Source organism: Runella sp., from assembly GCF_965279615.1.
In the GTDB taxonomy this organism is placed as follows: Bacteria; Bacteroidota; Bacteroidia; order Cytophagales; family Spirosomataceae; genus Runella.
Window position 1 is genome coordinate 2,907,965 of the sequence record NZ_OZ257252.1, and the last position, 25,804, is coordinate 2,933,768.

The window sequence follows — 25,804 nt, forward strand, 5'->3', positions numbered from 1 at the left end:
ATTGTAAACTCACCGAGGTAAAAAGGGTGATTTCAAGGCTTTTTTGGCCTTTGATTTTACCTGAAATTTTCGTAAATTTGATAGTAAAAACGACAAAAAAAATGCGACCGTTTTTCCTTGAAATTTCAGCACAAATGCATCTATATCAGCTTTTAACACCAATAGCAGCAAATGAAAAACAGATTGTCAGATCAATTACAGACGAGAGACTTAAATGGCGGGCATACTGATTGGGAACCCCGACAAAAACAGGGTAAATCCTGGTTCCAGCAAGGTACTTTCACTTCCCCAAACGGAATGTGTCTGATTCACATGGAAGCTACCTTTACTCAGATAAAAACGGTGGCGGAAGGCAAGCAATACCTTTATGAGATTTACAAACCCCTTACCCCCAGAAGCGTTAGTTTACGGTGTGGTAAGTTATTGAAAAAATTAAATTCCCGAGATAATGCAGACAACGAGCGATTGGTTGCCTGATAATATAACTACTCAACAAGCGATGAAGAACAGAAGAAATTCTGTTCTTCATCGCCTGCCCGACAAACCTGTCAACCGTGAGTTTGTCGTTTTTAACCTATGATCCTATTATTTGTAACTTCTGAAAGGCTTTCATTTTCAGATAGCCAAGTATCAAGTATTTAGTCCGTATCACAGCCATTGATCTGCGCTTTGAATACCGCCCCCGCTTTGACCTCAAACCCCGGCTTTAACTCTACTTGATTGCCTGCCTGATAAATCGCGTTGCTGTTGGATTGTAATGTATTGACGGCCTCAATCTTATTGCTTGCTTTGAAATAATGCTTCGCGCCCGTGGCAGTTGTTTCTCCCGGATTATAAAAAAAGTAGGCCGGCAAGCAATCCGGACGAATACTCCACAGTTCCCGGCCAATATCTGAACGGTAAGCCGAGAAAAAAACTCGACCGTTATACGCCGAAATCAGTTGCGGTAATGAGCTGCTTAAGCCATAATCAATATCGGTGAGCGGCACGGTACCCGAATTGGTGCCATCCGAACGATATAATTCATAACTTTTTTGTTGTAAAATAGGCGCCGGCGCGGTTTCGTAGGCCGTAAGATAAATAGAAGAATCGCCCTTCGTTATTCGATAATCCGAAAACAGGGAATTTTTAACAGGCTGTGTTCCGGCAGCGGTGCCGTCAGATCGCCAGAGTTGGTTATTGGCAATAAAATAGAGTTTATTATTCAACGGCACCAACGAAAAGGGATTGGAACTGCCTGCACCACTCACTATATCTTTGGCCAAAACGGTTCCTGCGCTTGTTCCGTCTGATTGCCAAAGTTCGGTGCCGTTTGCGGTATTGGTTGCCCTAAAGTAGAGCTTGTCTTTATACACGACCAACGTCCCATATGATTCTTCAAAATGAAGGCCGTTACCTAATCCACTACCGACACCGACATTGATATCTTTGACCAATTTAGTTCCTGCCGCAGTGCCGTCTGATTGCCAAAGTTCATGACCCAAACTGTCGGTTTTGGCAATAAAATACAACTTATTGTGATACACCACAAAACCATAAGGGCTTGAACTTGAAACGCCCGGATTAATATCCTTCACCAATGCGGTGCTCGAATCGGTGCCGTTTGTTCGCCACAACTCATCCCCTTTTGTATCGTACCCTCTTGCCGAAAAATACAGAAATCCATTGTAAGCGATCATTTTAACGGAAGAGTCCGCATCTGAATAGTTTCTTGCGGGTATACCGGCTATTTTATGGGTCACTTTTTTGAAATCGTTACCATCACTTTTGTAGAGACCGTTACTCAAAAAATAAAGGTCATTGTTTAACGTCGCAAACAACACTTTTTGGGCAGTGGGAGAAAACGTATCAAATACTTTCACGGGAGAATTGGTACTGTCTGTTTTCCACAAATAGCGCCCGTTAACCATCCAATAAAGGCTATTTTTATAAACGGTAAAGTTGTTAAAATACGTCGAAAACCACGTTGCCCCTAGAGACTGCGCGACACTTTCACTCCTATTTTTGGTAAAATCACGGTACAGTATCGTAGTGACCCTTGCGCTGTCGGTCATCCATAACTCATTACCGGATTTACCGTCGTCGGCGGTAAAAAACGTTTTATTATTCCAATGAACCACCCGACCAAAAGGATTTACGGAAGAATTTACGGCTTCGGTATTCAGGTCTTTGACCAACAGTGTATTGGCAAGTGTGCCATCTGTTCGGTACAATTCATGACCCGACACCGAATTGTAGGCCGTAAAAAAAACGCCGGCACCCAACACCACCGGCACCGTCCGCGCCTGCTCAATGGTCAGGCTCGGATTCAGGTTTTTGACCATAACCGTCCCGGCATTTGTGCCGTCCGAAAGCCACATTTCCGTGATTTCATTCGGCGTTGAGCCTGCCATAAAGGCTATTTTATTGCCAACGGCAAACGTAGTTCCCGTTTCAAAATAAGTGCTTGCGGTCGAAGCCGTTATATTTTTCACCAATGTTGTTCCCGCAAGTGTACCGTTGGTTTTCCACAATTCTCGTCCATTTATACTGTCGTTTGCGAAAAAATAGAGCGTCGTTCCGGCAACTGTCAAAACGGGATTGGAGCCAAAAGCCAGCTCATCGTACCCTCCCGAACTTAGATGAATGTCTTTCAGCAATGTAGTCCCGGCAGCAGTGCCGGTTGATTTCCACAGTTCAAACCCCTTCACTCCATCGGAAGCAGTAAAGAACAATTGATTATTGAATACCACCGTATTTGTGACATTACGCAATGAATCTTTCACCAACTGCGTCCCCGCCGCCGTACCGTTCGATTTCCACAATCGAATGCTGAGACTATCATATGCCGTAAAATACAACTGATTATTAAGCACTTGTAATGAACTCGGCGTACTCCCAACGGCTCCGACACGAATATCTTTCACCAACTGCGTACCGGCCGCCGTCCCATTGGACTTCCACAATTCACTGCCGTTCGCAGCGTTTGTTGCCTGAAAAAACAGCGTAGTATCTACTGCCGCAAAATTCGTGGGATAACTGCCTGAAGCACCGGCATAGATATCTTTTACCAAAACGGTTCCCGCTGCCGTACCGTTCGTTTGCCAAAGTTCGGCGCCATTCACGCCGTTGTTAGCCTGAAAATACGCTTTTGTTCCAATGACTTTAAATGAGGCAGGGCTACTGTTCGCACTTCCGGCGTTGATGTTTTTTACAATATAGGTACCCGCAGGCGTGCCATCCGTTCGCCATAATTCTACCCCCGTAGTATCCTGTAAAAAACTGAAGTATAACACATTACTCATTACGCCCAATACATTCATGAACGAGGCGTCAGAGGCAGTACTGAACAATTCAAGAGTTCCTGCAATAGAGCCATTGGTTTTGAACAGGCTATAACCACTCCCGCTTTTATACGCCAGAAAGATGAGCGAGTTATTAAGATTTGCCAAATTCGTAGGCGATTGTATCTGATCGCCGGTACTTGCCATATTGAGCAAGACCGTTCCGTTGGGCGTCCCGTCGGTTTTGTACAATAATGTTTGATTGGCATTGGATGCGGTAAAATAAACTGCCCCGTTGATATTTACGGCATTGGCCACATCCAACGTACTTGCATTAGTGCCGTAAACATTCTTGAGAAGTTGTTGGGCATACGATTGAAAAAAGCAAAGAAGACATAAGATTGGTGCAGAAAACTGTTTCATGATATTTAACTAAAAGCCCCTCAAATTCCATAAACACACTCGTTAATACCTATAAACATTACTAATATACACTAAAACACGACTTTAAACTTCTTCTTCTATCATACATTTCTAGGTTTAAAGAAAAAAAACCAGAACCATTAAATAGCCTTAAAATCTAAAATCAGGCTTTTTTCCCTCCAAACCATTGACGCGCTTCTTTAAGTCGTCTGACGAGGACATTGATTTTTTTACGATAAAGGGTAAAATTTTCTGTGCTTGGGGAATAGTTTAAGAAGTTTCTAAAAGAAACAGCCCCACCGAGCAATGCTTGGCGAGGCTGTTTCTTTTTTATTTTTATCGACTTACATCCTTTTTCTCAACTCCAACGCTCGCAGTTGTTCATTCAATTGTACACGCATCCGAAATACTTTTTCTTGGCCCTCCGTTCGCACATATTCTATGGTAACGTTTGGCTCCGTTACAGGATTCCGGCTGATGCGTTCCGCCATAGGTAAGGACTCATAAGATGCTTTCGCTATGCGTTGTCGTTCGATCAAATGCCTTATTTCTTCTCCTCCCGGCTGCTGTAAAAACTCCTCCATTAAAGGCAATTGCATTGGTTCTTTTTCTTCAGTTGCTGATACTGCGGGTGTTGTCAACAATTTTTTCAAATCTTTGACGGCAGTTCGACTGCTCAACGCATTGATATCAGTATCGCACCCGCCGATCTGCGCTTTAAACATTGCTCCATTGCTTACCGAAAAGCCCGGCTTTAATTCCAACGAATTTGCGGCCTGATACACTACATTGCTATTGGTTTGTAACGTATTAAATGCTTCAATGCGTTTTGCTGCTTTGAAACGATAGGAGCTTCCCGAAGGCGTGGTTTCACCGGGATTACTGAAGGAATATTCGTCGGGGCAATCAGGGCGGAGTATCCAAGGTTCGCGGCCTATTCTTGAATGCCAGACTGAAAAATAAAGTTTTCCGTTATAGTAACTCATGATTACGGGATTATATGTGGTATTGACCGTCGAGTCACTATTTGTAATGCGAACAGTACCGGCACTTGTACCGTCTGAACGGTAATAATATTTTGGAGTTGCGTTTGAACTGACATCAAAGTTACTGCCTCGAAAATAGATGGAAGAATCTCCCTTTAATAAGCTGCTATTGATTTCTACCTCAGGCTTTATCAATTGTGTACCTGATTCAGTCCCATCTGAGCTATACAATTGGTTTTTAAGAGGGGTATATGCTGAGAAATAGAGTCGATTTTTATTCGTAACAAGTCCGTTAGGGTAAGAATGATTTGAGCCGGTCATTATATTTTTGACCATTGAAGTACCTGCTGCCGTTCCATCCGATTGCCATAATTCATGCCCTGAAGTTCCATTATCTGCCCGAAAAAACAACTTATTATTAAATGCCACCAAGACTCCGTACTTATCACTTGATAATGGAGATGTGAGAAATCCGTTATTATAACCGGGATTTAAATCTATTACCATACTCGTACCGGCACTCGTACCATCTGATTGCCAGAGTTCGTACCCATTTATTCCATTAGTAGCTATGAAATATAATTTTCCATTATAGACCGTCAAACCAAAAGGATTAGAACTCGAAGAGCCTGCATAAATGTCTTTTACCATGACCGTTCCGGCCGTTGTTCCATCCGTCCGCCACAGTTCATATCCTGCATTGTTATACCCATTGGCTACAAAATACAACTGTCCATTATAAGGTATCATGCGGGCTACTGAGTCTGAAACATAATTATCCCAAAAGGGAAGAGACAGAAGATCTTTTACCAAGCTAAAGGAACTTTTAATATCATTAGGATTTCCATTGCCTCTATAAAGTTTTAATCCTGTTAAAAAATAGAGTTCGTTATTCAGTTGTCCAAAGATTGCTTTTCCATTGGTAGAACCATTAGTATAAAAAACTTTAGCAGGCGCAGTCAATCCATTTGTTTTCCACAAATAGCTTCCATTTGTTGTCCAATACAACTCATTATTGAATACAGTAAAATTATTAAACAAAGTAGAGAAATACGTAGACCCCAACTCATATATTCCGGCATCGAAACGGCTTTGAGTAAAATCATAATATAAAGAGGTACTTTCCCCCGTATTCTCGGTTACCCATAACTCTCCCCCTACTCTTCCATCATTCGCGGTAAAAAAGGTAAGGTTATTAAAATGGACAAAACGGTTTTCTTCACCTAATGAAGAACCGGAAGTCTGGGTAATATCTTTTACTAAAGATGTATTGACAGCAGTTCCGTCAGTTTTATATAGCTCGTGTCCTGTTACGGGATGATATGCTGAAAAAAATATAGTACTTCCGAGAGAAAATGACACGGAGCGAGCCAATTCTATTTCTAAATTCGGCTGAATATCTTTTACTTTAACAGTATCGGCCTCACTTCCATCCGATATCCACATCTCATTTTTATCATTCTCGGAAGAGCGAGCCATAAAGACAGCCTTAGTACCAACTCCTTCAAAAGACAAAAATTCATAGTCCGAATTAGCGGGCGAGTTATTAATATCTTTAACTAATGTTGTTCCTGCAGTGGTTCCATCCGTTTTCCATAGCTCTCCCCCATGGATTCCATCATTAGCTAAAAAAAATAAATTATTCCCTACTACTGTAAAATTTGGTTCCTGATTAAAGGTCTGATTAGAATATGAGCCAGAACCTGAATTGATATTCTTTAATAAAGTCGTACCTGATTCTGTACCATCCGACGTCCATAATTCCACTCCATTTGAACCATCAGAAGCACAAAAAATGATATTATTGTTTAAAATTTCCCATACATAAGTATAGTATGGGAGAAAATACAAAGAATTGTTAATCACCTTTGTTCCTGCTGAAGTACCGTCCGAAGACCAAATTCTTCGTCCATAAATGTCATTTGCCATAAAAACAAGCTTGTTCCCAAGTGTTTTTAAATAGGAGGGTGAACTGTTACTGCTTCCTGTATATATATCTTTGACTATCATCGTCCCTGCAGCTGTACCATCCGTTTTCCATAATTCTATTCCGTTTACACCGTCGGTAGCAGTGAAATACAAAGTGCCGTTCATCAAAGTAAAATTTTCCAACTCACTGCCCGAGCTTCCCGAATAAATATCTTTCACCTGTATCGTCCCTTCAGGAGTACCATCCGTTTTCCAAAGTTCAAAGCCTGAAGAGTTTGTAAAAGCCCTGAAGTAAGCAACATTTCCAACGACTGTAAAATAATAAGGAACACTGTCAACACTACCCGGATTTACATCTTTAAAAAAATATGTTCCGGCTACCGTTCCATCAGTGCGCCATAGTTCTTCCCCCATATTCGTATTATAATCACGGAAAAAGAGTACGTTATTAAGGATACAGCATGCATATATATCATAATTTGATGGAAGGTTTATGAGTTTAACAGTCCCGGCAACTGTGCCATCAGTTATAAACAATGCATAATAACCGGATGTATTATCAACAGCCTTAAAAACTGCTTTCCCATTAAAACTCAACAAACTATTTATTGCTCTAAATTTACTACCGGTATTTGTTGTATTTAGTAGTAGGGTACCTACAGCTGTGCCATCGGTTTTATATAAATTATTTTCACGATAAGAATTGCTCGAAGCTGTAAAATAAACAGCATTTCCAATAGTCACAGAATATGCGAAGTCTAACGTGCTGCCATTGCTGCTGTAAACATCTTTTAATAATTGCTGGGCATGAGAAGGGAAAAAGAAACAAAGAAGAAGTAGCGTAGTGTAAAATTGTTTCATTAATCGGTAAGTAAGTATGGTTTGAAATGGAATGAGTGACAAAAATAACAGTATGCCCAGTAATTAAAAATCTGCGCAAAAAAAGTAATCCGCAGTACTTATCTTTGTTACGTCTCACTTCATTCAACGCTTACTACTCCTTATGACCTACCTTTTCCTTCTACTGAAAAACCAAGCTGTTTACCGACGCAATCTATTATTACCTGCTCTTTTGTCTACACTGTTTTTGGTTTCTGCGCCTGTTTCAGCCCAACAAAAATCAACGCTTTATTTTCCTCCTGCGCATACATGGGCGCAAAAAACACCGACGGAAATGGGGCTGAATCCCGCCAAGATTCAGGAAGCCATTGCCTTTGCGAAAGCCGGTGAGTCCAAAAATCCGCGCAGCATGGAGCAATCTCATTATCAGAGCTTTGGCAAGGAACCGTACGGATTTGCGGTCGGGCCGTTTGCGGATCGCGGCGACCAAACGGGCATCATCGTTTATAAAGGCTACATTGTGGCCCAATGGGGAGAGCCGTCCCGTTGCGATATTACGCACAGCGTGACTAAAAGCTTTCTTTCGAGCGTAGTAGGCATCGCCGTTGATAAAGGATTGATTCGGAACGTAAACGATACCGTCGCATCGTATGTGCCGCCAATCGAACTTTATGGTCAACCTGTGCAACGCCCTGCCGATGAATATGGTAAACCCGAATTGCTGAATCTTTTCGACACGCCCCACAATCGCCGTATTACGTGGGATAATATGCTTCGTCAAACGTCCGATTGGGAAGGAACGCTCTGGGGAAAACCTGAATGGGCCGACCGCCCCGACAAAGATGCCGCAACGTGGCTTACGCGCCCCCGCAATGCCCCGGGGAGTGTATACGAATACAACGACGTGCGAGTAAATGCGTTGGCACTGGCGGCTACAAGTGTATGGCGGAAGCCATTGCCGCAGGTGTTGAAAGAGCATATTATGGACCCTATCGGCGCGTCCAATACATGGCGTTGGACGGGCTACCGCAACGCTTGGATCGTGTTGGACGGGCAACCGGTGCAGTCGGTCAGCGGCGGAGGCCATTGGGGCGGCGGGATGTTTATCAATGCTTTTGACATGGCTCGGTTTGGACTATTGACGCTCAACCGAGGAAACTGGAACGGCAAGCAATTGCTTTCCGAACAATGGGTAAAACAGGCCACTACGCCTACGCCCGCCCAACCTACCTATGGGTACATGAACTGGTTTTTGAACACCGGACAGAAGCCGATCCCGAGTGCGCCGGCCAATGTGTATTATCACGTAGGAAACGGTAACAACATCGTCTACGTTGACCCCGACCATGAACTCGTGATGGTGGTGCGGTGGATCGAGAACAATGCCCTGGATGGTATTGTAAAAAGAGTATTGGAAGCTTTTACCCCCACCATACCTGACACCGAAATTTATGTGACAGACTTAAACATTTCGTCGGGAAATGTCACTCTCGGGAAGCCGGCTAATATTACCAAACGGGTAGGTTACGACAATCAGCCTTCTTTCACTCCTGATGGAAAAAAACTGCTTTATACTCAACAGGCCAATGGACAAACCGATATTTGGACGTATGATTTAGGAAAGAAAACGGCAACTGCCTTGACCCAAACGCCCGAAAGTGAATATTCGGCCACGGTTATGCCCGATGGAAAGCACTTTTCGGTGATTCGGGTAGAGCCCGACCAAACGCAACGACTTTGGCAATTTGAATTGAAAACGGGCAAAAACCCGAAAGTCATTTTGCCAAGTATCAAACCCGTTGGGTATCATTGCTGGTTTGGGTCTGACTCGCTGGTTTTGTTTGTGTTAGGTCAACCTAATATGCTCCAATTAGCGCGCGTTTCGACGGATAAGGGGCAAACGATCACCACCAACGTCGGGCGCTCATTGCTGCGGGTTCCATCTCAAAAAGCGGTCAGTTTTGTACATAAAGTATCGGCGTCCGAATGGCAGGTGGAGCAATTGGATATGAGCACATTACAAACAAAAACGCTTATCAAGACGCCCACAGGCAGTGAAGATTGTGCCTGGGCATCGGACGGGACGTTGTTCATGGCGCAAGGCGCGAAGCTATACAAATGGAACAGTCAATATGATAAGGAATGGCAATTGGCCGCGGATTGGAGCAGTTTGGGTATCAAACAGATCACACGTTTAGCCATCGATCCCAAAGCTCAAAAACTCGCTTTTGTAGGGCAATAAAAATAAATTACCCGTCAGACGGTTGGTTATCGCCGTAACAATAACCGTCTGACGGGCACTATCAGAGTTCGGCTCGGAGACGTTCTTCCAACTCTATGGCCATTGGCACCAATACATGGTCTTCAATGATGGCATGTTTGCGAAGTTCCAATTCAAAAAATTCCACTTGATTCAGGAAAACCCGGTAGGGCATCGGTGGGCGTTCCACGGGAGAATAGCGCTTAATGATTTGACTTACCTCTTTCAACTCATCTTCAATTGAGTCGTGGTGCTCCGTAAATTGTTTGATGGAAGTCGTGCTCAATAGTTCCCTGATTTCGGCCTGAGACAACTCTCCGGTATCCGCCTTCATTAACTTTTTAATATAAGGAAAAAACGCACGTTCTTCCATCTTGACATGCTCAATGAGGTCGTTTTTGTAATCATTGAAAAACATACACAACTCTGCCAACAATTCATGGGTTTGTCCGTATTTACTGAAAATATGCAAAAGTGATTGCTCAATTTCAGGAAGTTTCTTGGTCAGGTAATAGCGATGTGTTGCCTGTAAATAGGCCAAAATATCACTCATCGAAAACTTCCTGATCTTTTGATAAGGGAAATCCTGATCATCGTTGTACAGATCCAGGATCAGCTCTATCAGTTCATTGTCCAATTCGATACGGTTCTTTCCGCTGAAATCTTCAAGACGTTCTGTAACCGACTGGTGCATAAGTACCTCATTAATAAGCTCATTATAGGTATTTCTTGTCATGACTTATGTTATTTCAGATTGAATGACGGCTTAAACCGGTTTTGAGTTAAAAAGCAAGTTTAGACATACACCTGTAGAGAAACCATGACAAAGGTCAGTTATATCCAACGAGCTGTTTTATAAAGCAATTTAAGATTTTATAAAATAATCCCAAATCTTTTCCCTAATTCTTCCAGCGACTTAACGACCGGATCAAGCAAATCAAGACCTTCCTGCAGGCGCTGTGCTTCGATTTCGCGCTCCGGATCGCCGGGCACCAACACCTGCTTTCCTTCCACCGCCTGCGCGCTGCGAAACCGGCGAATCCAATTATCCATGTGCCCCTTGAATTCATCAGCCGGCCGAAATCCATCAACGCGCATTGCCCCGAAGAAATGCCCCGTTCCCCGGCCCACGCCTTCAGCCGCCGCCATAAAACCCGCCGTGGCAAAAGGCGGCACCCAAGGGCCGTAATTTGCGCCCGACAGTACACCCGAAAAAATATCTACAATGGCTCCTAAACCATATCCTTTATGACTGCCGTGTTCGCGGTCGGAGCCGAGCGGCAATAATGCTCCACCATTTTTGATGGGATTAGCATCGGTGGTTATTTCTCCATTGACATCCTGCGCCCAACCCAAAGGTGCAGGCAGGTTTTTGCGTTGGAGAATCTCAAATTTACCATAGGCAGCCGCCGTACTGGCAAAATCGGCCACAAAAGCAGGCTCTTCATTGGCAGGTACGGCCACCGCAATGGGGTTGGTGCCGAGCATTTTTTCCAACGAAAACGTGGGTGCAACCAGCGGCGCAGCGTTGGTCATGGCCATACCGATCATATCGTGCTCCAATGCCATCATGGCATGATAACCCGCAATGCCGAAGTGGTTGGAGTTTTGTACTGAAATCCAACCGGAACCTACATTTTTGGCTTTTTCAATAACGATCTCCATTGTTTTTGGCCCCACAACGAGTCCTACGCCCGCATCACCGTCTACCACGCCCGTACTGGGAGTTTCGTGAACGATACGGATGTTGGGTTTGGGATTCAACCGGCCGTGGTCGAAGAGGCGTACATACCCTGCCAAACGGGCAATCCCGTGTGAATCTACGCCGCGCAGATCTGCCGAAATGAGGGTTTTTGCGGCTAATTGGGCATCCGCTTCCGAAAAACCAATGCTTTGAAATATATGTTGGGTAAAGGTTTTGAGTTGCTCAGCAGTAAACATATGTGTTCAGTGTGACGTTGGAGAAAATAATAACGCCGCAAATGTCGTACTATTTTTGAGAAATGCCGTTGAACAAAGCGAAAGATGAAGTTTACCGTCGTGCCTTCGGTTGCTCACAACCGAAGCTATCACCGGAGTCAGGTTGTAAGAGTGTGCCTTCGGTTGCTCACAACCGAAGTTATCACCGGAGTCAGGTTGTGAGCAACCTGACTCACGGAATTCACTGACTCACGGATCAGGCTGAAGGAGCCAATACAGCTTTCATCTCAGCAATGGCAATTTCAATGTCTTTTTCGCCTGTACGCCAATTCACAAACGCGGCCCGGATTCCCTTTTTGCCGTTGTAAACCGTTGGCGTCATAAATACCTTTCCGCGTTGGTTCAATTGGGTCAGGAACGAATGCACTTTGTCCTGATTCTCTTCTCCTTTCAATGTAAAACAAACATTGTTCAAACGCGTCGGCGCCAGCAATTCAAAATCAGTACTTTGTTGAATGAACGAGTCCAGCAACCGAGCCATAGCAATGCTGTTCTCTACAATTTCGCAATACCCTTTTTTACCATACGCTTTCAACGAAACCCATGCGGGCAAGGCCCTCAACCGCCGCGAATTTTCGGGCAAAAAATTGAGGAAGCTGAAATTTTCAAGCGGATTGCCCAGGTAAGGTGCATTGGAGTTTTGGAAGGTTTCCACTTGCAATAGGCCGTGTTCTTTCTTTATCAAAAAAAACGCGCTTTCATAAGGTACATTCAACCACTTATGGCAGTCGATGGTGATGCTGTCGGCGCCTTCCCAACCGTTGAGTAAATGTTTATAGTGCGGCGAACAGGCCGCAAAGCCGCCGAAAGCCGCGTCGATATGCCACCAGAAATTGTAGTTTTCTTTTAAACGGGCGATGGCTTCGAAATCATCAAAATCAACGGTATTGACCGTTCCTGCACTCGAAATCAGAATAAAAGGTTCGCCTGAAAGCGCCTTTATCTTTTCTTCCAGATCAGCTGCATCAATCGCTTCCCGATTGGCCGGCAAGGTATGTACTTTGATAAAATTCCGGCTCCCCAAACCCAGCATTGCCAACGACTTTACGGCCGATGAATGGGGTGTTGCGCTCAATACTTTTAGACCACTCGTTACTCCCTCTTTGGCAATATCACGTCCCAGTTGTTTGCCAACCCACTGACGCGCCACGGCTAATGACGTAAAATTGGACAACGTAGCTCCCGTTACAAATCCACCACCAAACGAATCCGGCAAATCAAAAAGAGATAACAACAACTGAATGGTTTCCACTTCGATCAACGCCGACAGATCACCCTGGCCTTGAACAGATTGAGGGTTTTGATCATAAACACCTGCCAGCCAATCCCCTGCGATAGCCGCGGGAGTAGCACCGCCCGTCACAAATCCCCACGAACGCGGCCCCGAAGAGGCGACAATAAGCGGATCAAAACGTTGGTTAAATTCCGCTAAAACCGTCATCGTTCCTTTTCCCTCTTCTTCCAACTCGCTCACCAAAGCAACCGTATGAGGGGCAGAAGTTGGCCGTTGATCAATGGTTTCCAGAAAATTCACTCCCTGTTCAAAGGCTTTTTGGAGAATATTCTCAAAGTTTTCTAATTCATTTTGCAGCATGACTGTATGGATTTATTTTTCAATTACAAAGAAAGATGAAATCAACTGCCGGCAGAAATACCATTTGGGCATGTATTGATGCTTCCCGGTTATTAACATCGATCAAACTATAGAATTGGTTTATTTTTCAGAGGGCAATTTCCTTAAATGAACAAAAAAAGTGCATCTTTGCGCCCCGTTTTGCTTTTAGACGGCGTTTTTCTTCCTTTTGTTCTACCGCAAACTTCGGTTTCATGAATTCTTTTCCCGTATATGATTCGAGGCTTTCGGCTTCGCATTTAGGTGCCTTTTTGCAGGAATGCTACCAACTCAATGATCCGATCCATTGTCGTATTCTGAAAACAGGAATCAGTCATTCATATCTTTTGAATGATGGCGTGAACAAGCGGATTTTCAGACTTTACAGTTTTAATTGGCGCACAAAACTCGAAATTGAGGAAGAGCTTCGTTTGCTCAATCTTCTGAAAGACAATGGCGCGCCTGTCTCCTACCCCATTGCCGACGCACAAGGGAATTTTATCCAGGAAATTTCTGCGCCTGAGGGGCTTCGTTATGGTGTGTTATTCTCGTTTGCCGAAGGTCAAAAGATCAGAATTTTTACGGATGAGATCAGTTTCAATGTGGGCGCGGCAATGGCTCGTTTTCACAAGATCACGCAGGAGTTGGCCTTAAAACGCGTCACTTATAACACTGATACACTGCTGTTTGCGCCGCTCCAATGGGCAAAAACATTTTTTGCAACAGATTCTGAAACCATGACTTTTGTGGAATCGACAACATACGCATTGGCTTCAAAATTCAAAGAAATAAGCCGGACCAATGTTAGGGTCGGGACGGTTCATTTGGATATTTGGTACGACAATATGCACATTGATACCAACGGAAACATTACCCTTTTTGACTTTGACTTTTGCGGCAATGGTTGGCAATGCCTTGATTTGGCCTATTTCAACGTTCAACTGTTCAACATTGAGCCTGACCCTGAAGAATACCGCCGCAAACTTAACCGCTTTTTCGAAGGGTATGAGACTATTACTAAGATTTCCGACGAAGAAAAAGGCTTTATCCCCTACCTTGCTGTAAGTATTTGGTTTTTCTACCTCGGCATTCAGTGCCAACGATTTGATGATTGGGGTAACCTGTTCATCAGCGAAGATTATTTCAAACGATTCATCGCGATAATTCAAAAATGGTGCATCCATCATCAACTGTTTGAATAGCCGATTCGTAAGTACTATATCAGAGTATAGTACTATACTCTGATATAGTACTTACATTTGTATAGTAACTTTTCTCACCTTTGTCGCTCAATAGAACAATTAATTTTTACACAAATGAAACGCGACAAGATTATTTATTGGATCACAACAGGCTTGATTTCCCTGATGTTTTTATTCAGCAGTTATATGTACTTAACAAAAGCCCCTGATTTAATGCAAGGTTTTCAGAAGATAGGGTTCCCTGTTTACTTCGTCACCATGCTTGGCATTTTCAAATTGTTAGGCTCACTGGCATTGTTGAATCCTTGGTTTAACAACCTAAAGGAATTGGCATATGCGGGTTTTGGATTTACGCTCATTGGCGCCATTTGGACTCACATTGCTACCAACACTCCCTTCGTTATGCCACTGGTGATTTTAGTGGTTCTCGGAGTGTCGTATTTCTTTTATAAGAAACTCCAAGCCAAGACCGCATAATAACACGCCAAGGCGCTAAGAAGAATAAGCTTTCTTAGTGCCTTGGCGTGTTATTACCCTTTAATGTTTTCAAATTATAAAGGCATTATTTCAATATGTGCCTGGCTTACGATAATCATTTTAGCCGTTGGAAGGTAGGAGATAATTTGGTCCCAATACAGATGAAAGAATTGGTACAACTCCTTTAGTAGCATGTTTCCTACTTTAAAATAGATAACTTTAGGTGAACCTGCATCAATCAGACAACGATCATAAAAATCCGAGTCTTTGGTAAGAATTACTAAATCATGCACTTTTGCATACTCCCAAATATCACGATCATCGGCTTTGCCATTGATATCAATTACAAATTGAAAGTTGTCTGAATGAAAAGTGTTTGGGGAGATTTACATCAACCAAAAATTTATAAAAAGGCATTTGAATCAAGCCGCTTTAAGAAAGTGAGTTTCGTTATCTACAGCTCGTACTGCATAATGTAAACAGGCATTAATATCTTCTTTCTCCAAAAATGGATATGCCATCAAAAGATTTTCAAAGGTTTCTCCTGCAGCAATATATTCAAGAATAGTTTTTACTGTAATGCGATAACCTCTGATTGTAGGCTTTCCATTACAAACTTTCTCATCAATTGTTATTCTTTCAAGCAGATTTTCCATTGCGCCCATTTTTTACAAAATTAATAATTTTTCAGCGAAACATTATCGAACGGCATCTATTCACGCCAAGGCGCAAAGAAGATACGTTTTCTTTGCGCCTTGGCGTGAATAGATTGTAATGGAAAATTACTCTCCTGCCAACATTTTGGCCGTTACTTCTTTTTCAATTGTAATATAACCCGGATAATTGACCTGCGAATTTCCAATCCCCAAAGTTGGCTTAAGCTTGATTATCAACTTGGTAGGTTGCGTATTTTGCTTACCCGACAGATTCTCAACCATGGCGACAAAAGAATCGCGTGTTTTGGCATCGGTAAGTAAGTGGTAAGCATTGGTCGTCAACTGCATCGGAACACGCGTGGTACCGCCGTTGGGTTGTACGTCAATGCGTTGATCCCAAAAACCGGTGAAGATCTCGTTTTCAGCCAACAATACTTTGTACTCAAATTGATTGATTCCGGCCAATTGATTGGTGGGATTGGTCACGTCAAGATTTAGTCGCACATTAAGCGGTACGTCTTTGCTCAACAATGCCAACGCTAACCGGGGAGATTTGGATAGGTCAAAGTCCTGCATGTTTTTGAATTGCTGAATATCAATTCCTGCAAGCGTAATTTTATCGGCCGAAGCGATATTGTATTTGCAATCGCCCAGGGTTTTGGCTTCCGATATTTGTCTGGTAACTGCGCAACGCTGAAAAAGTCCCGCTAAGGCAATTACAGCGATCAATAGATTCAATTTTTTCATTTGTAACTCGTTAATAAATCCTTCTAAAAATGACTTATTAACGAGCTTTACGGGACAAAATTGCCATTCTTTAAGGCTTATTTACACACTTCCTGCAACCTTTTTTCAACCGCTGCGTCAAACGTTTGGCGTTGTTCGGGCGTTTGGTAGCTCACCGCAAAGAGACTGTCCATGGTCTTTGTGATCTTATTTGCCAATTGGCCGGTGCGCAGGGTATATTCATTTTTGACCGAATCAATGTGTTTGCTTTGCGAAGCCGTAAGCGCAATATGATGCTTGGCAAGAGAATCTTCCATGAATCGAATTTCATTGGCCGCATCAAAGCGTTCTTCTTTCAATTGCCGTGCTTCGCACTCCAGAACGGCCATCAGCTGCGCGTCTTTTTCCAACTGTACTTTTTCATCTTTTCCGCAGCGCCCCAGAAACAATGCAGTGATTATCAAACAAATACTGTTCTTAACTTTCATTCTTTAAACAATTACTTAAGGGTGGATAGTGAGGGCCATTGAATGGATTTTACCACATTATCACCAATGCTACGCCCCATTTTCAGGCCGTTGATATTGTCCATATCGTAGTGAATTCCTCCATAAAGGCGCGAATTGGCACATTCCAGAGCCATATCAGCAAAATTTGTAAACTTCCGAGGTGCAAAACCGTGTTGAACCTGCGAGCGGTCGGTGAGCACATAAGCTCCGTCGCCTTTGGTGAAGAGGCTCGTAAAAATTCGTTCACCTACCCCTACTTCTGTGGCGTGTCCGGAAGTATACGCCGGAAAAGCGGGGGTTCCAATAACGGTCGTAAAAGCAGGGTCAATGTATTTTTGAATGTATGATACCGGGCGAATCAGTGAATAATCATATTTGGCTTTCCAACAGGCAATAAACGCGTCTATTTCGCCAATTCCCAACATGGCATACCCCACCACCGCTTTGGCCAATGTAGCATTGGTTTCTTCCAGTAGTTGGGTCATGATATTGAACGTATGTCCCGTGGGCGTACAGGTGGCAAAAGGATCGTCGGCCCAGAATTTAGTGATCTCGACCTGCTCTGCGGTATTGCCTTTTACCTGATTATAGACCTTTAATGCCTGTTGATAGAAGACAGATTGTTTCTCTATCGAAAAGGCGATAGGCTTATCGGGAGTCATAAAAGCGGCATTAGACGTCAACGCAAGGCGGCATTTGTACCAGTAAGGGCTCAACGGCGTAGCGTTTTTTGCGTCTGTAGGCACCCATTTGTCTACCCCGGTAACGGGGGTAAAAGGACGGGAAAAAGGGTTAAGGTACGACTCATGGCCGCCATCCGTCTTTGAATATTCGTAAATAGCCAGTGCTACTGCTTTTCCGTGTTTTATCGATTCTTCCGCCAATGTTTTAGCAGTAGCTTTGTTAAGGGTCTCACCGAATTCAGCCGCATATTTTGCCTCTAAATCATTGATTTTTTGAAGATTGGCAGGGCTTAGGTTCTTGTCAAACATATAGCGCATCATATCGGCTACGGCCGCATTGGCCACGATTCCCCAGTGGTAATCCAGACTTTTAGTCAATGGCACAGGCATACTTGCCGGGATCAATTTATTGAGTTGCCCGGCCAAGGGTTTGGCATCCGAAATACCGGTGTATACTGCTTCATACGCTGTAACACCAACATACCCAAATGCACGGGAAGCCTGAGGAGGCAAAAAACCGGCTGTTTCTTTCACAATACGGCATTCGAGTTTAAACCACTCCCTCAGGAAGTCTGCCGAGTAATTGGCTACGTCATTGGATTTGGTAGGCTCTACTCCTACGTTTGTACAACCTATAATAAACAAAACACTAAAGACAAAATATAGAAGCTTTTTCATAAATGTTAGGCTTAATAAAATGATGCAGTTCACGGATAAACGTTAAAAACTTATTTTGGGTATCGTCAATTATTATGCCAAATTACCATCATAATAGTCTCAAATAAAAAATGATCCCTGAGGCAGAAATCATTTTTGGGTTTCGCATTAATATGCTTTTATTTTTTGTATCTCACGTTTCCCTGCATCTAATGGGATTAAAACAATACATAAAACTTATCTAAACTGCTTGGTATCAGGATGAAATGTTTGCCAACTATGCCAATATTCCTGATACGCATTGACTTTTACCAAATCCGGAACTCCCGATTTGTGTGATTTGCCAAGCAGATCATAGACCGAGCCGCCTTCATCGTAAAGTGAATCATTTTTCATAACAAACTTTTGTCCGGGGGTGGCGCGGCGCAGCGCTACAAAGCTTTTATTATCCGAAGCCAACACTACCGAAACGGGTAAATACCCGATCATGTCGTTGATAATTCGTTTCTTTTGCAGTTGATTCCAATCGTAGGCTTTCGTGCCGCCGCTTACTTCAACACCCACTACCCACGATTTGTCCTGCCACGAGGCGCTGTCGCGTTTGGTCAATTTACCCTTGCGTTTTCCGGATTCGTAATTGCTGAGTGAGTCGTATTCTTCCTGAAACTTCGCATCAGGCTGCATGACCAAACTGTTGGGATGTAATGCCAGCCATTTATCAAGAGAAACTTGGGTAATATCAAGTTCGGGTAACGTTTGTCCTTTCAATTTTCCGGTGATGGCCTCACCGTTGGCTTGTCGCCACCAGCTTCCGGTGGTCTTATCTTCAAACATCGCATTGAAATGATCCATTCCTACGAGTCGAAACGTTTCCAATTTTCCATTTACAATAGGCTCAAATGCACGACCGGTGCGACAAACCGTACAATAGGTAACAATGATAGGCTTACCGCCCAGCGTATCACGTACTTGGTGATGGTAACCAATGTATTGAATCGGGTAGGCACGAGCCTGACCGTTGACCTCAACGCCAATCACTAAACGTTCTTTTCCTACTTTGTTTTCGGCAGCATTTTTAAGCGTTAAAACCGAGGGTTGGTAAAACATGGTATCGGCAGCCATTTCATAATTGGTGGCATAGGCTACGCCCGCAACCGCCAACAACGCCAATCCAACCCCATAAGGTGCCCATTTTCCCGCCCGATAAGCAGGCAGAATGCCAATGAGTGCCAATAAACCAAACACGCCGCGAAACACCCACCGCCACGTATAAAAGAAATACGCGGCATCAATGCTGTTCATGCGCTGACTTCCGGGCATGGGCATAATAAAATAGACATTGGCGATCTCAAACAAAATGAGGCCGATAATGCCAATGTAGAAAAGCTTTTTCATAGGTTAGTCAATGTTCAGGTCGGTTCAAAATGTATCGTTAACTGAATTCAAAAATAACTTTTTAAAAACCCCCGACAAAAGATGCCGGGGGTTTTACGTCACTTCAACCTATGATATAATCGGAGCGGGAGCATATTGCCCTTCTGCTGAATATCCATTTTTAACAACATTTGCCGCACGGCCACGGTATACGTCAGGATTGATAGGTGCAACCGTTGCCAAACCATCTACGTAACGGTTGAACATGCAGAACGCCGCCGCGATCAGCACCGTATCATGGATGTCTTTGTCGGTAGCGCCGTGTTGGCGAGCGGTTTCCACTTGCTCTGCCGTCACATTTTTTCCGCCTTTTTGCACACTCCCGGCAATCGCCAAAAGTGCTTTCATTTTGTCAGACAATGACGTTTGTTGGTAATCACATTTCACCGCTTTCACAAACGACCAATCGTCGTCACCGAGGTACTCACTCGCCACCGCTCCGTGAATGGTTTGGCAGAAAATACAGTCATTTTGCGACGAAACATAGGTCGCGATCAACTCCCGCTCCCCGCGACTCAAACCATCGTCGGTTTGCAAAAGGGCGTTAGCCAGCGTGTTCATGGGAGCCGCCGTTTGGGGGCTGAATTTCATCGGCCCGAGAATTCCGGGCGCATTTTCGGGCAATTGAATATGTGGCATAGTTGTCTTTTCTAAGTAGTTACTGAACGTTTGGCCTGTTGCAAATAAGCGGGAAGAGGAATACTTCCAATGGGTTCCGTGGCTATCATACTCATTTTTTTTACCATTTTAATTTATGAATAATCTCTTTCAACGTATGGGTTACTTTATCATTTAGACCGTTGGTTTTGGAGGCACATAGCCCAATGTTCCCATGCGCTCCCCCATGGGTTCGTAAACCGCAGGGTCGGTAGGCGTAATTGTCGCTAACCCATCCACGTAGCGATTGAACATACAAAAAGTAGCTGCGATCAGGACCGTATCATGGATTTCGCGGTCGGTAGCCCCTGCCAAACGGGCATTGGCCACGATCTCTTCCGAAACCGTACGGGCATCCTGCTGTACACATTTGGCAATGGTCAGCAACGCTTTCATTTTTTCGGAGATCGGAGCAGTCTGATAATCAGCAATGACCGCGTCTACCACATCTTTGTTGGTATTGAACAGGTACCGCGCCGCCGCCGCATGACTGCTCGTACAAAAAACACATTCATTAAGCGACGAAGTAAACGTGGCGATCAACTCGGCATCGGCTTGCGTGAACGACGAATCGCCGCGCAGGAGTGCTTCGGCCAATGCGTATAAAGCAGCACCCGTATCAGGACGATAAGCGGCCAAGCTGCGAATTCCGGGAAAACCTTCGGGAAGTGTTATATGTGGCATAGTTTTGTGATGTTTAGCTTTTTACGGGTTTAGAAAAAACAGGCCTATCAAGCAACAGGCCTGTTTACCAATCATCAACCTATCATTTAGTAATATCTTTATTTTCAATAGCTTATTAACCTAAAACGCGTCAATGTTTTGGGGCATACCCAAGCCCTTCGGCGATCATTCTTCCTCGTTCGCGGTACATTTCGGGCGTATAGGCCTGAGAGTCCCAGACGTTCAGTCCATCCAAATAGCGATTGAACAGGCAGAAGGTCGCGGCGATCAAGACCGTATCATGGATCTCAATGTCGGTTGCTCCCAATTTTCTCGCTTCTTCGATCTGCCCATTCGTTACCTGTTTTCCGCCCTGCTGAACGCTGTGTGCAACCGCAAGCAAGGCTTTGAATTTATCCGAAATGGGTGCTGATCGGTAATCAAGTTTAATTTGTTCCGTTAGCGTACCATCGTCTTTTAAGTAACATTCGGCCACTCCTCCGTGTACGCCTTCGCAGCCGTCGCATTCATTCCAACGCGACACCATCATACCGATCAATTCACGCTCAGCTTTGGTCAGGCCTTCATCAATACTCAGAATTCCTTCCGTAAAGGCCCCCAAATGCGGTGCTAAATGCGGCCGAAAGGCCATCAAACCGCGCATACCAACCGCGTTTTCGGGCAGATTTATATATGCCATCTTTATACGTTTTTTGATTCTTTATGTTTACTTAAAAATGCCCCTGTCAAAGCCACTAAAAAAGCGATGGAAAAGGTAAGCAACGCATTACTGAGTCCTCCGAAAAAGGCAACCATTGCTCCCACAAAAAATACCGAAGTGGCGGTAAAGAAACGCCCGATGTTAAAACAAAATCCGGTGGCAGTAGCTCGGATCACTGTCGGGAATAACTGTGGTATATAGCTGGAAAGCGATCCCTGGCTGATTCCGAAAAACAATGACAAAAGCGCCATTTCAACGTACACAACGGAGCTAAAGCTTTTATTGGTCAAAAACAAAACAAACGACACTGAAGCGCAACCTAAAAAGGTAACAATGAGGGTTTTGCGAATGCCGATATTTTTAATTAAAAAGCCTGAAATTATTCCGCCGACAATCCCGCCCGAGCCGAGAAGCATCATGGTAATACCCCGCTGCTGTTGGCCGTTTTGACCCACGGGAAGCAACGATTGTACCCAAGTGGGTATCCATGAAAATATGCCCCATAACCCGATAAGTACCGAGCCGAAAATGATAGTACCTCTAATGAGATTGGGGCGATTCTCGGCATCCCACAATTCTGACGTATCTTTTTTATACGATTGGCGACCGGTTGCCCACGCGACTGATTCAGGTAACCATTGACTCATGGCCAGGGACGTTATGATGGGAACAATGCCCAACCAAAAAGCCTGACGCCAATCGGCAAAGAGTACATTTAACCCACCTGTGGCCACAATGCCAATCGGAAATGCTACCGCCAAAATGCCCAAAGCAATCGGACGCGTACGCACCGGCCATATTTCGGACAAATACACCGTTGAGATCAACAATACACCGCCAATGCCCATGCCTGCCGCAAAACGGCACGCCATGAGCGCATACCAGTTGGGAACAAAAACCGTCAGCAACGTGGCCAGACCGTATAATCCCGTAACGAGCGTTAAGGATTTCCTGCGTCCGATACGGTCACTGACAACGCCGAAGGTCAACCCTCCTACGCCCCAGCCATATAGGAACGCCGCGCCGATATAAGCGCCCACTTCGCCCAAACGGGCTTCGTTGATGTTGGCCTCGCCGAGCAATTCCGGCACGGCTACCGGCAAATAGACCGACATCAGGGTAGCCACCGTTCCGCCAAATAAATAACTGATCATGCACAAGGCAAAAGCCAAGTTATTTTTAGCGTCCGTCTGTGGAGCAATTGTGTTGATTTCCAAGGTTTTCATAAGTGATATGTTTTACCGAAACAGTTCATCAAAATTCAAACTCACATAATACAATCCTCCCACTGCCGGCGAGCCGTAGGCCTGCATGATATAGGTATTGGTGAGGTTGGAAGCGCCCACTTTTACGACCGTTTTTAAGCTTGACAGTTTATAACTTAGCTGCGCATCCAATAAACTGTAGGCGTTGATACGCCCCGGGCGGTTTTCGGTGAAGGTTCCGTACCAATCAAAAGCACTTTGCCAGTGCCAAGCCACGTTGAAACCGAGCTTGTCGGTCAATTTAGCGTTACCAAATGTCAGATTGGTTTTCCAGGTCGGCGTATTAAAAGGCGGAATGTTGCTTGCATTGGCATTGCCCAGATTGAAGGCTGTCCAAGTGGCGTTGGCATTCACACGATAATTTTTTGGTAATGAATAAGAAAGCCCACCGCTTACGCCCTGAATGGATACTTGGTCAGCGGCATTGGTATAGAGTTGAAATGCCTGCGTTTTACCACTTAAAATGTCGCCTGCGGCGGCCGGGTTGATCGTTCCATCCGCCAAAGTCACGTTGCTTGCGGGGCGAATAACCACGGTATTGATAATGAAATCGGTGTATTGGCTGTAATAATAATTCAGGTCAAACATCAGTTTCGAACTCAGCAACCCTTTGTAACCTACTTCAAAACTTTTTACTTTCTCCGCTTTAATGTAAGGCACGTTCGATTTTACGAGTTTGTCTTTGTTATTGGCAATCGCCGTCGGAAAAGGTACCCCTTGTCCCAATTGTGCGCCGGCCGCTCCCCCAAATGCCCCTACCGATGCGGCTGTATACGAGTTTTCGTACGCATTCATGCCGGCAGCATTGACCGGAACTCCTCCTAAAATAATGATCGGACCAACGTTTAGCTTAATGTATTGATCGCCGATGGTTGGGTTACGAAACCCTGTTTGGTAAGATGCTCTGAAATGATGGTTCTCATTGGGTGAAAATACCGCCGAAGCGCGGGGCGTAAACCGACCGTCGAAGTTTTCATTCTTGTCATAACGTCCTGAAAGTGTTATTTTTAATTGATCTTTCAAAAGTGATTTAGACGCTTGCGCAAATACACCGTACTCGGTATTGGTCAGGTTTTTGTCTTTATCATCAAACAAGCTTCCGCCCGTATCCAATTTATATTGACGGTAATTACCGCCTACCTGCAAGCCCATAAATTTGAGTTGTGAGGTAAAATCATACATTCCTTCAATGTGGCGCAAACCGCATTTACTCAGCACTCCCGCCCCCTGAATACCGTAGGTTTTGATGAGGGTTTCTTTGGCAGTATCAAATCCTGCTGAGCCCGGCAACACACGACCTTGGTCGGCAAAAGAGCGCGCCAGTTGGTGACTTTGTCCCGTTACACCGCTTATTTTTCCGTTAAAAGCTGCCTCATAGCGCTCAAACCAAGTGGCATCGGCTTTGTCAGGCGTTACTACGTTGCCGCTCAAATCGCGCACCCATGTACGGTTGATCTGTTGTCCCAACGAGCGTGTGTTGTAAGAATTGGTAGAATTCTCCGCATTTGAATACGCTCTGATGAAGAAATTGCTTCCTTTCAATTCTAAACGATGTTGATTAAGTACAAAATCGTTGATAACAAAGCGACCGCTTCCCGTGTATTGTGCAGTTCCCTGCGAGCGATTGTAAGCGTAGATCACTTCCAGATTGTCAGTAATGCGGTAATGCACTGCGCCGTTGAGTTTGAGGCTGTATACGCCATAAGTGGCCAAATCTTTCTCCTCATATCCTGTGCGCGATACCCGACCGATTTTGTCAATGGTGCGGGCTACTTCATCACCGTAAATATTCAACGAATTTTTTCCGGGGTTGTTAGGACCACGACTTGCCTCCGCGGTATTGGGATCAATGTCAGTATAGTCATTGGCATACCAGTCTGTACCGGTCAAATACGACGCATTTACCTTGAATGCCAGACGGTTATTAAAGGCTTTGGCATAACGAATGGCAAAATCACCCATTGGTTTTGCGCCGAAATCTGTGCCGTCAGCTATATGATTTACACCTACTTTGGTTTGAACACTTAAGCCCTGATACAAAAACGGATTCTTGGTTTTCATGCTCAACATCCCGTTGAAAGCAATCGGCCCATACAACGCCGAAGCCGCGCCCGGAATCAATTCGGCACTTTCCAAGTCCAGATCGTGCGGGCCAAAGAGGTTACCCATTGCAAAACCCAAACCCGCCGATTGGTTATCAACGTTGTCTACCAATTGCAGAAAGCGGCTGTTTCCCGTCGTATTGAATCCACGCGTATTGATTTGCTTATACGTCAAACTGCTTGTCACCATATCGACCCCTTTGAGGTTGTTGATGGCATCGTAGAAATTAGGCGCGGGACTGTTCTGAATGGAACGTACATCCAACTTTTCTACCGTCACGGGAGAGCGCAAAATACTCTCCTCAATCCGCGACGCCGACACTACGACCTGATTCAAATCAGCGGCGCTTTCTTTTAATGAGATATTCAGCACAGTATTATTTTGTACGTTGATTTCCTGCCGTTCATAACCGATCATCGAAATAATCAACGTGGCCGGAACATTGGCAGTAAGCTCAAATTTTCCTTTAGAATCGGTTACTGTACCTATTACTTTTCCTTTCACAGCTATTGAGGCTCCCGCCAGCGGCTGTTGTGTGTCGGGGTCAGTTATCGTTCCGGAGAGGCGTATTTGTTGCGCATAAATGGTATGATTAGCAATCAATCCAAATGCAAGAATCATCAAAAAATATAAAGGTTTTTTCATTGATTACGGTAGTAAATTTTTGGTAAAAGAGGTGGGTTATGCTTCCTGAAAGCACGGTAATTCATCTGCATGTGCTTAAAGCGCAAAAACAGGGTACGGTAAAAACAAAAATT

20 protein-coding genes are annotated in these 25,804 nt (G+C 44.3%); 4 read left to right on the forward strand and 16 right to left on the reverse strand.

The genetic code is table 11. The features are described 5' to 3' along the window. Window positions 1-171 precede the first annotated feature (171 nt). Window positions 172-477: a hypothetical protein gene (locus ACQY73_RS12445; RefSeq protein WP_428666250.1), complete on the forward strand. Its 306-nt coding sequence runs from the start codon at window positions 172-174 to the stop codon at window positions 475-477. A 161-nt stretch (window positions 478-638) separates the two neighbouring features. Here ACQY73_RS12445 and ACQY73_RS12450 read toward each other — a convergent pair whose 3' ends face one another. Together ACQY73_RS12450 and ACQY73_RS12455 are read right to left on the reverse strand one after the other, a co-directional pair. After that, the gene (locus tag ACQY73_RS12450; protein WP_428666253.1) at window positions 639-3,686 is read right to left on the reverse strand and encodes an ELWxxDGT repeat protein; all 3,048 of its coding nucleotides are present in this window, start codon (window positions 3,684-3,686) and stop codon (window positions 639-641) included. Window positions 3,687-4,030: 344 nt separating this feature from the next. Then, window positions 4,031-7,462: an ELWxxDGT repeat protein gene (locus ACQY73_RS12455; protein ID WP_428666255.1), complete on the reverse strand. Its 3,432-nt coding sequence runs from the start codon at window positions 7,460-7,462 to the stop codon at window positions 4,031-4,033. A 142-nt stretch (window positions 7,463-7,604) separates the two neighbouring features. Between ACQY73_RS12455 and ACQY73_RS12460 the strand changes: the two genes are divergently transcribed. After that, window positions 7,605-9,683, forward strand: coding sequence for a serine hydrolase (locus ACQY73_RS12460; RefSeq protein WP_428666258.1), 2,079 nt, complete (start codon window positions 7,605-7,607; stop codon window positions 9,681-9,683). A 61-nt stretch (window positions 9,684-9,744) separates the two neighbouring features. Here ACQY73_RS12460 and ACQY73_RS12465 read toward each other — a convergent pair whose 3' ends face one another. The 3 genes from ACQY73_RS12465 to ACQY73_RS12475 form a co-directional block, all read right to left on the reverse strand. After that, entirely contained in the window at window positions 9,745-10,437 is a 693-nt protein-coding gene (locus tag ACQY73_RS12465) for a hemerythrin (RefSeq protein ID WP_428666261.1), read from the reverse strand. Between the two features lie 137 nt (window positions 10,438-10,574). Continuing rightward, window positions 10,575-11,642, reverse strand: a complete 1,068-nt coding sequence (locus ACQY73_RS12470) for an Ldh family oxidoreductase (protein WP_428666264.1) — start codon at window positions 11,640-11,642, stop codon at window positions 10,575-10,577. Window positions 11,643-11,877: 235 nt separating this feature from the next. Further along, window positions 11,878-13,275, reverse strand: coding sequence for a pyridoxal phosphate-dependent decarboxylase family protein (locus ACQY73_RS12475; protein WP_428666267.1), 1,398 nt, complete (start codon window positions 13,273-13,275; stop codon window positions 11,878-11,880). Window positions 13,276-13,508: 233 nt separating this feature from the next. Between ACQY73_RS12475 and ACQY73_RS12480 the strand changes: the two genes are divergently transcribed. After that, entirely contained in the window at window positions 13,509-14,495 is a 987-nt protein-coding gene (locus tag ACQY73_RS12480; RefSeq protein ID WP_428666270.1) for a phosphotransferase, read from the forward strand. 114 nt (window positions 14,496-14,609) lie between these two features. Next, window positions 14,610-14,972 carry a DoxX family protein gene (locus tag ACQY73_RS12485; RefSeq protein ID WP_428666272.1) on the forward strand — a complete coding sequence of 121 codons (363 nt, stop codon included), beginning with the start codon at window positions 14,610-14,612 and terminating at the stop codon, window positions 14,970-14,972. 74 nt (window positions 14,973-15,046) lie between these two features. On the opposite strand, the gene ACQY73_RS12490 is transcribed toward ACQY73_RS12485, so the two are convergent. From ACQY73_RS12490 to ACQY73_RS12540, 11 genes are all read right to left on the reverse strand, one after another. Continuing rightward, window positions 15,047-15,358, reverse strand: a complete 312-nt coding sequence (locus ACQY73_RS12490; protein ID WP_428668453.1) for a DUF5615 family PIN-like protein — start codon at window positions 15,356-15,358, stop codon at window positions 15,047-15,049. Between the two features lie 36 nt (window positions 15,359-15,394). Next, complete coding sequence (locus tag ACQY73_RS12495) at window positions 15,395-15,628, reverse strand: DUF433 domain-containing protein (protein ID WP_428666274.1); 234 nt, start codon at window positions 15,626-15,628, stop codon at window positions 15,395-15,397. A gap of 126 nt (window positions 15,629-15,754) precedes the next feature. Beyond that, complete coding sequence (locus tag ACQY73_RS12500; RefSeq protein ID WP_428666277.1) at window positions 15,755-16,375, reverse strand: hypothetical protein; 621 nt, start codon at window positions 16,373-16,375, stop codon at window positions 15,755-15,757. 77 nt (window positions 16,376-16,452) lie between these two features. Next, window positions 16,453-16,842, reverse strand: coding sequence for a hypothetical protein (locus tag ACQY73_RS12505; RefSeq protein ID WP_428666280.1), 390 nt, complete (start codon window positions 16,840-16,842; stop codon window positions 16,453-16,455). Between the two features lie 11 nt (window positions 16,843-16,853). Continuing rightward, on the reverse strand, window positions 16,854-18,224 hold the full coding sequence (locus ACQY73_RS12510; protein WP_428666283.1) for a vanadium-dependent haloperoxidase: 1,371 nt from the start codon (window positions 18,222-18,224) through the stop codon (window positions 16,854-16,856). Window positions 18,225-18,440: 216 nt separating this feature from the next. After that, complete coding sequence (locus ACQY73_RS12515) at window positions 18,441-19,598, reverse strand: DUF3179 domain-containing (seleno)protein (protein WP_428666286.1); 1,158 nt, start codon at window positions 19,596-19,598, stop codon at window positions 18,441-18,443. Between the two features lie 108 nt (window positions 19,599-19,706). Continuing rightward, entirely contained in the window at window positions 19,707-20,276 is a 570-nt protein-coding gene (locus tag ACQY73_RS12520) for a carboxymuconolactone decarboxylase family protein (RefSeq protein WP_428666289.1), read from the reverse strand. 153 nt (window positions 20,277-20,429) lie between these two features. Further along, on the reverse strand, window positions 20,430-20,978 hold the full coding sequence (locus ACQY73_RS12525) for a carboxymuconolactone decarboxylase family protein (RefSeq protein WP_428666292.1): 549 nt from the start codon (window positions 20,976-20,978) through the stop codon (window positions 20,430-20,432). A 130-nt stretch (window positions 20,979-21,108) separates the two neighbouring features. Then, window positions 21,109-21,657: a carboxymuconolactone decarboxylase family protein gene (locus ACQY73_RS12530; RefSeq protein ID WP_428666295.1), complete on the reverse strand. Its 549-nt coding sequence runs from the start codon at window positions 21,655-21,657 to the stop codon at window positions 21,109-21,111. A gap of 2 nt (window positions 21,658-21,659) precedes the next feature. Further along, the gene (locus tag ACQY73_RS12535; RefSeq protein ID WP_428666298.1) at window positions 21,660-22,904 is read right to left on the reverse strand and encodes an MFS transporter; all 1,245 of its coding nucleotides are present in this window, start codon (window positions 22,902-22,904) and stop codon (window positions 21,660-21,662) included. 12 nt (window positions 22,905-22,916) lie between these two features. Further along, window positions 22,917-25,691: a TonB-dependent receptor gene (locus ACQY73_RS12540; protein ID WP_428666300.1), complete on the reverse strand. Its 2,775-nt coding sequence runs from the start codon at window positions 25,689-25,691 to the stop codon at window positions 22,917-22,919. Window positions 25,692-25,804 lie beyond the last annotated feature (113 nt).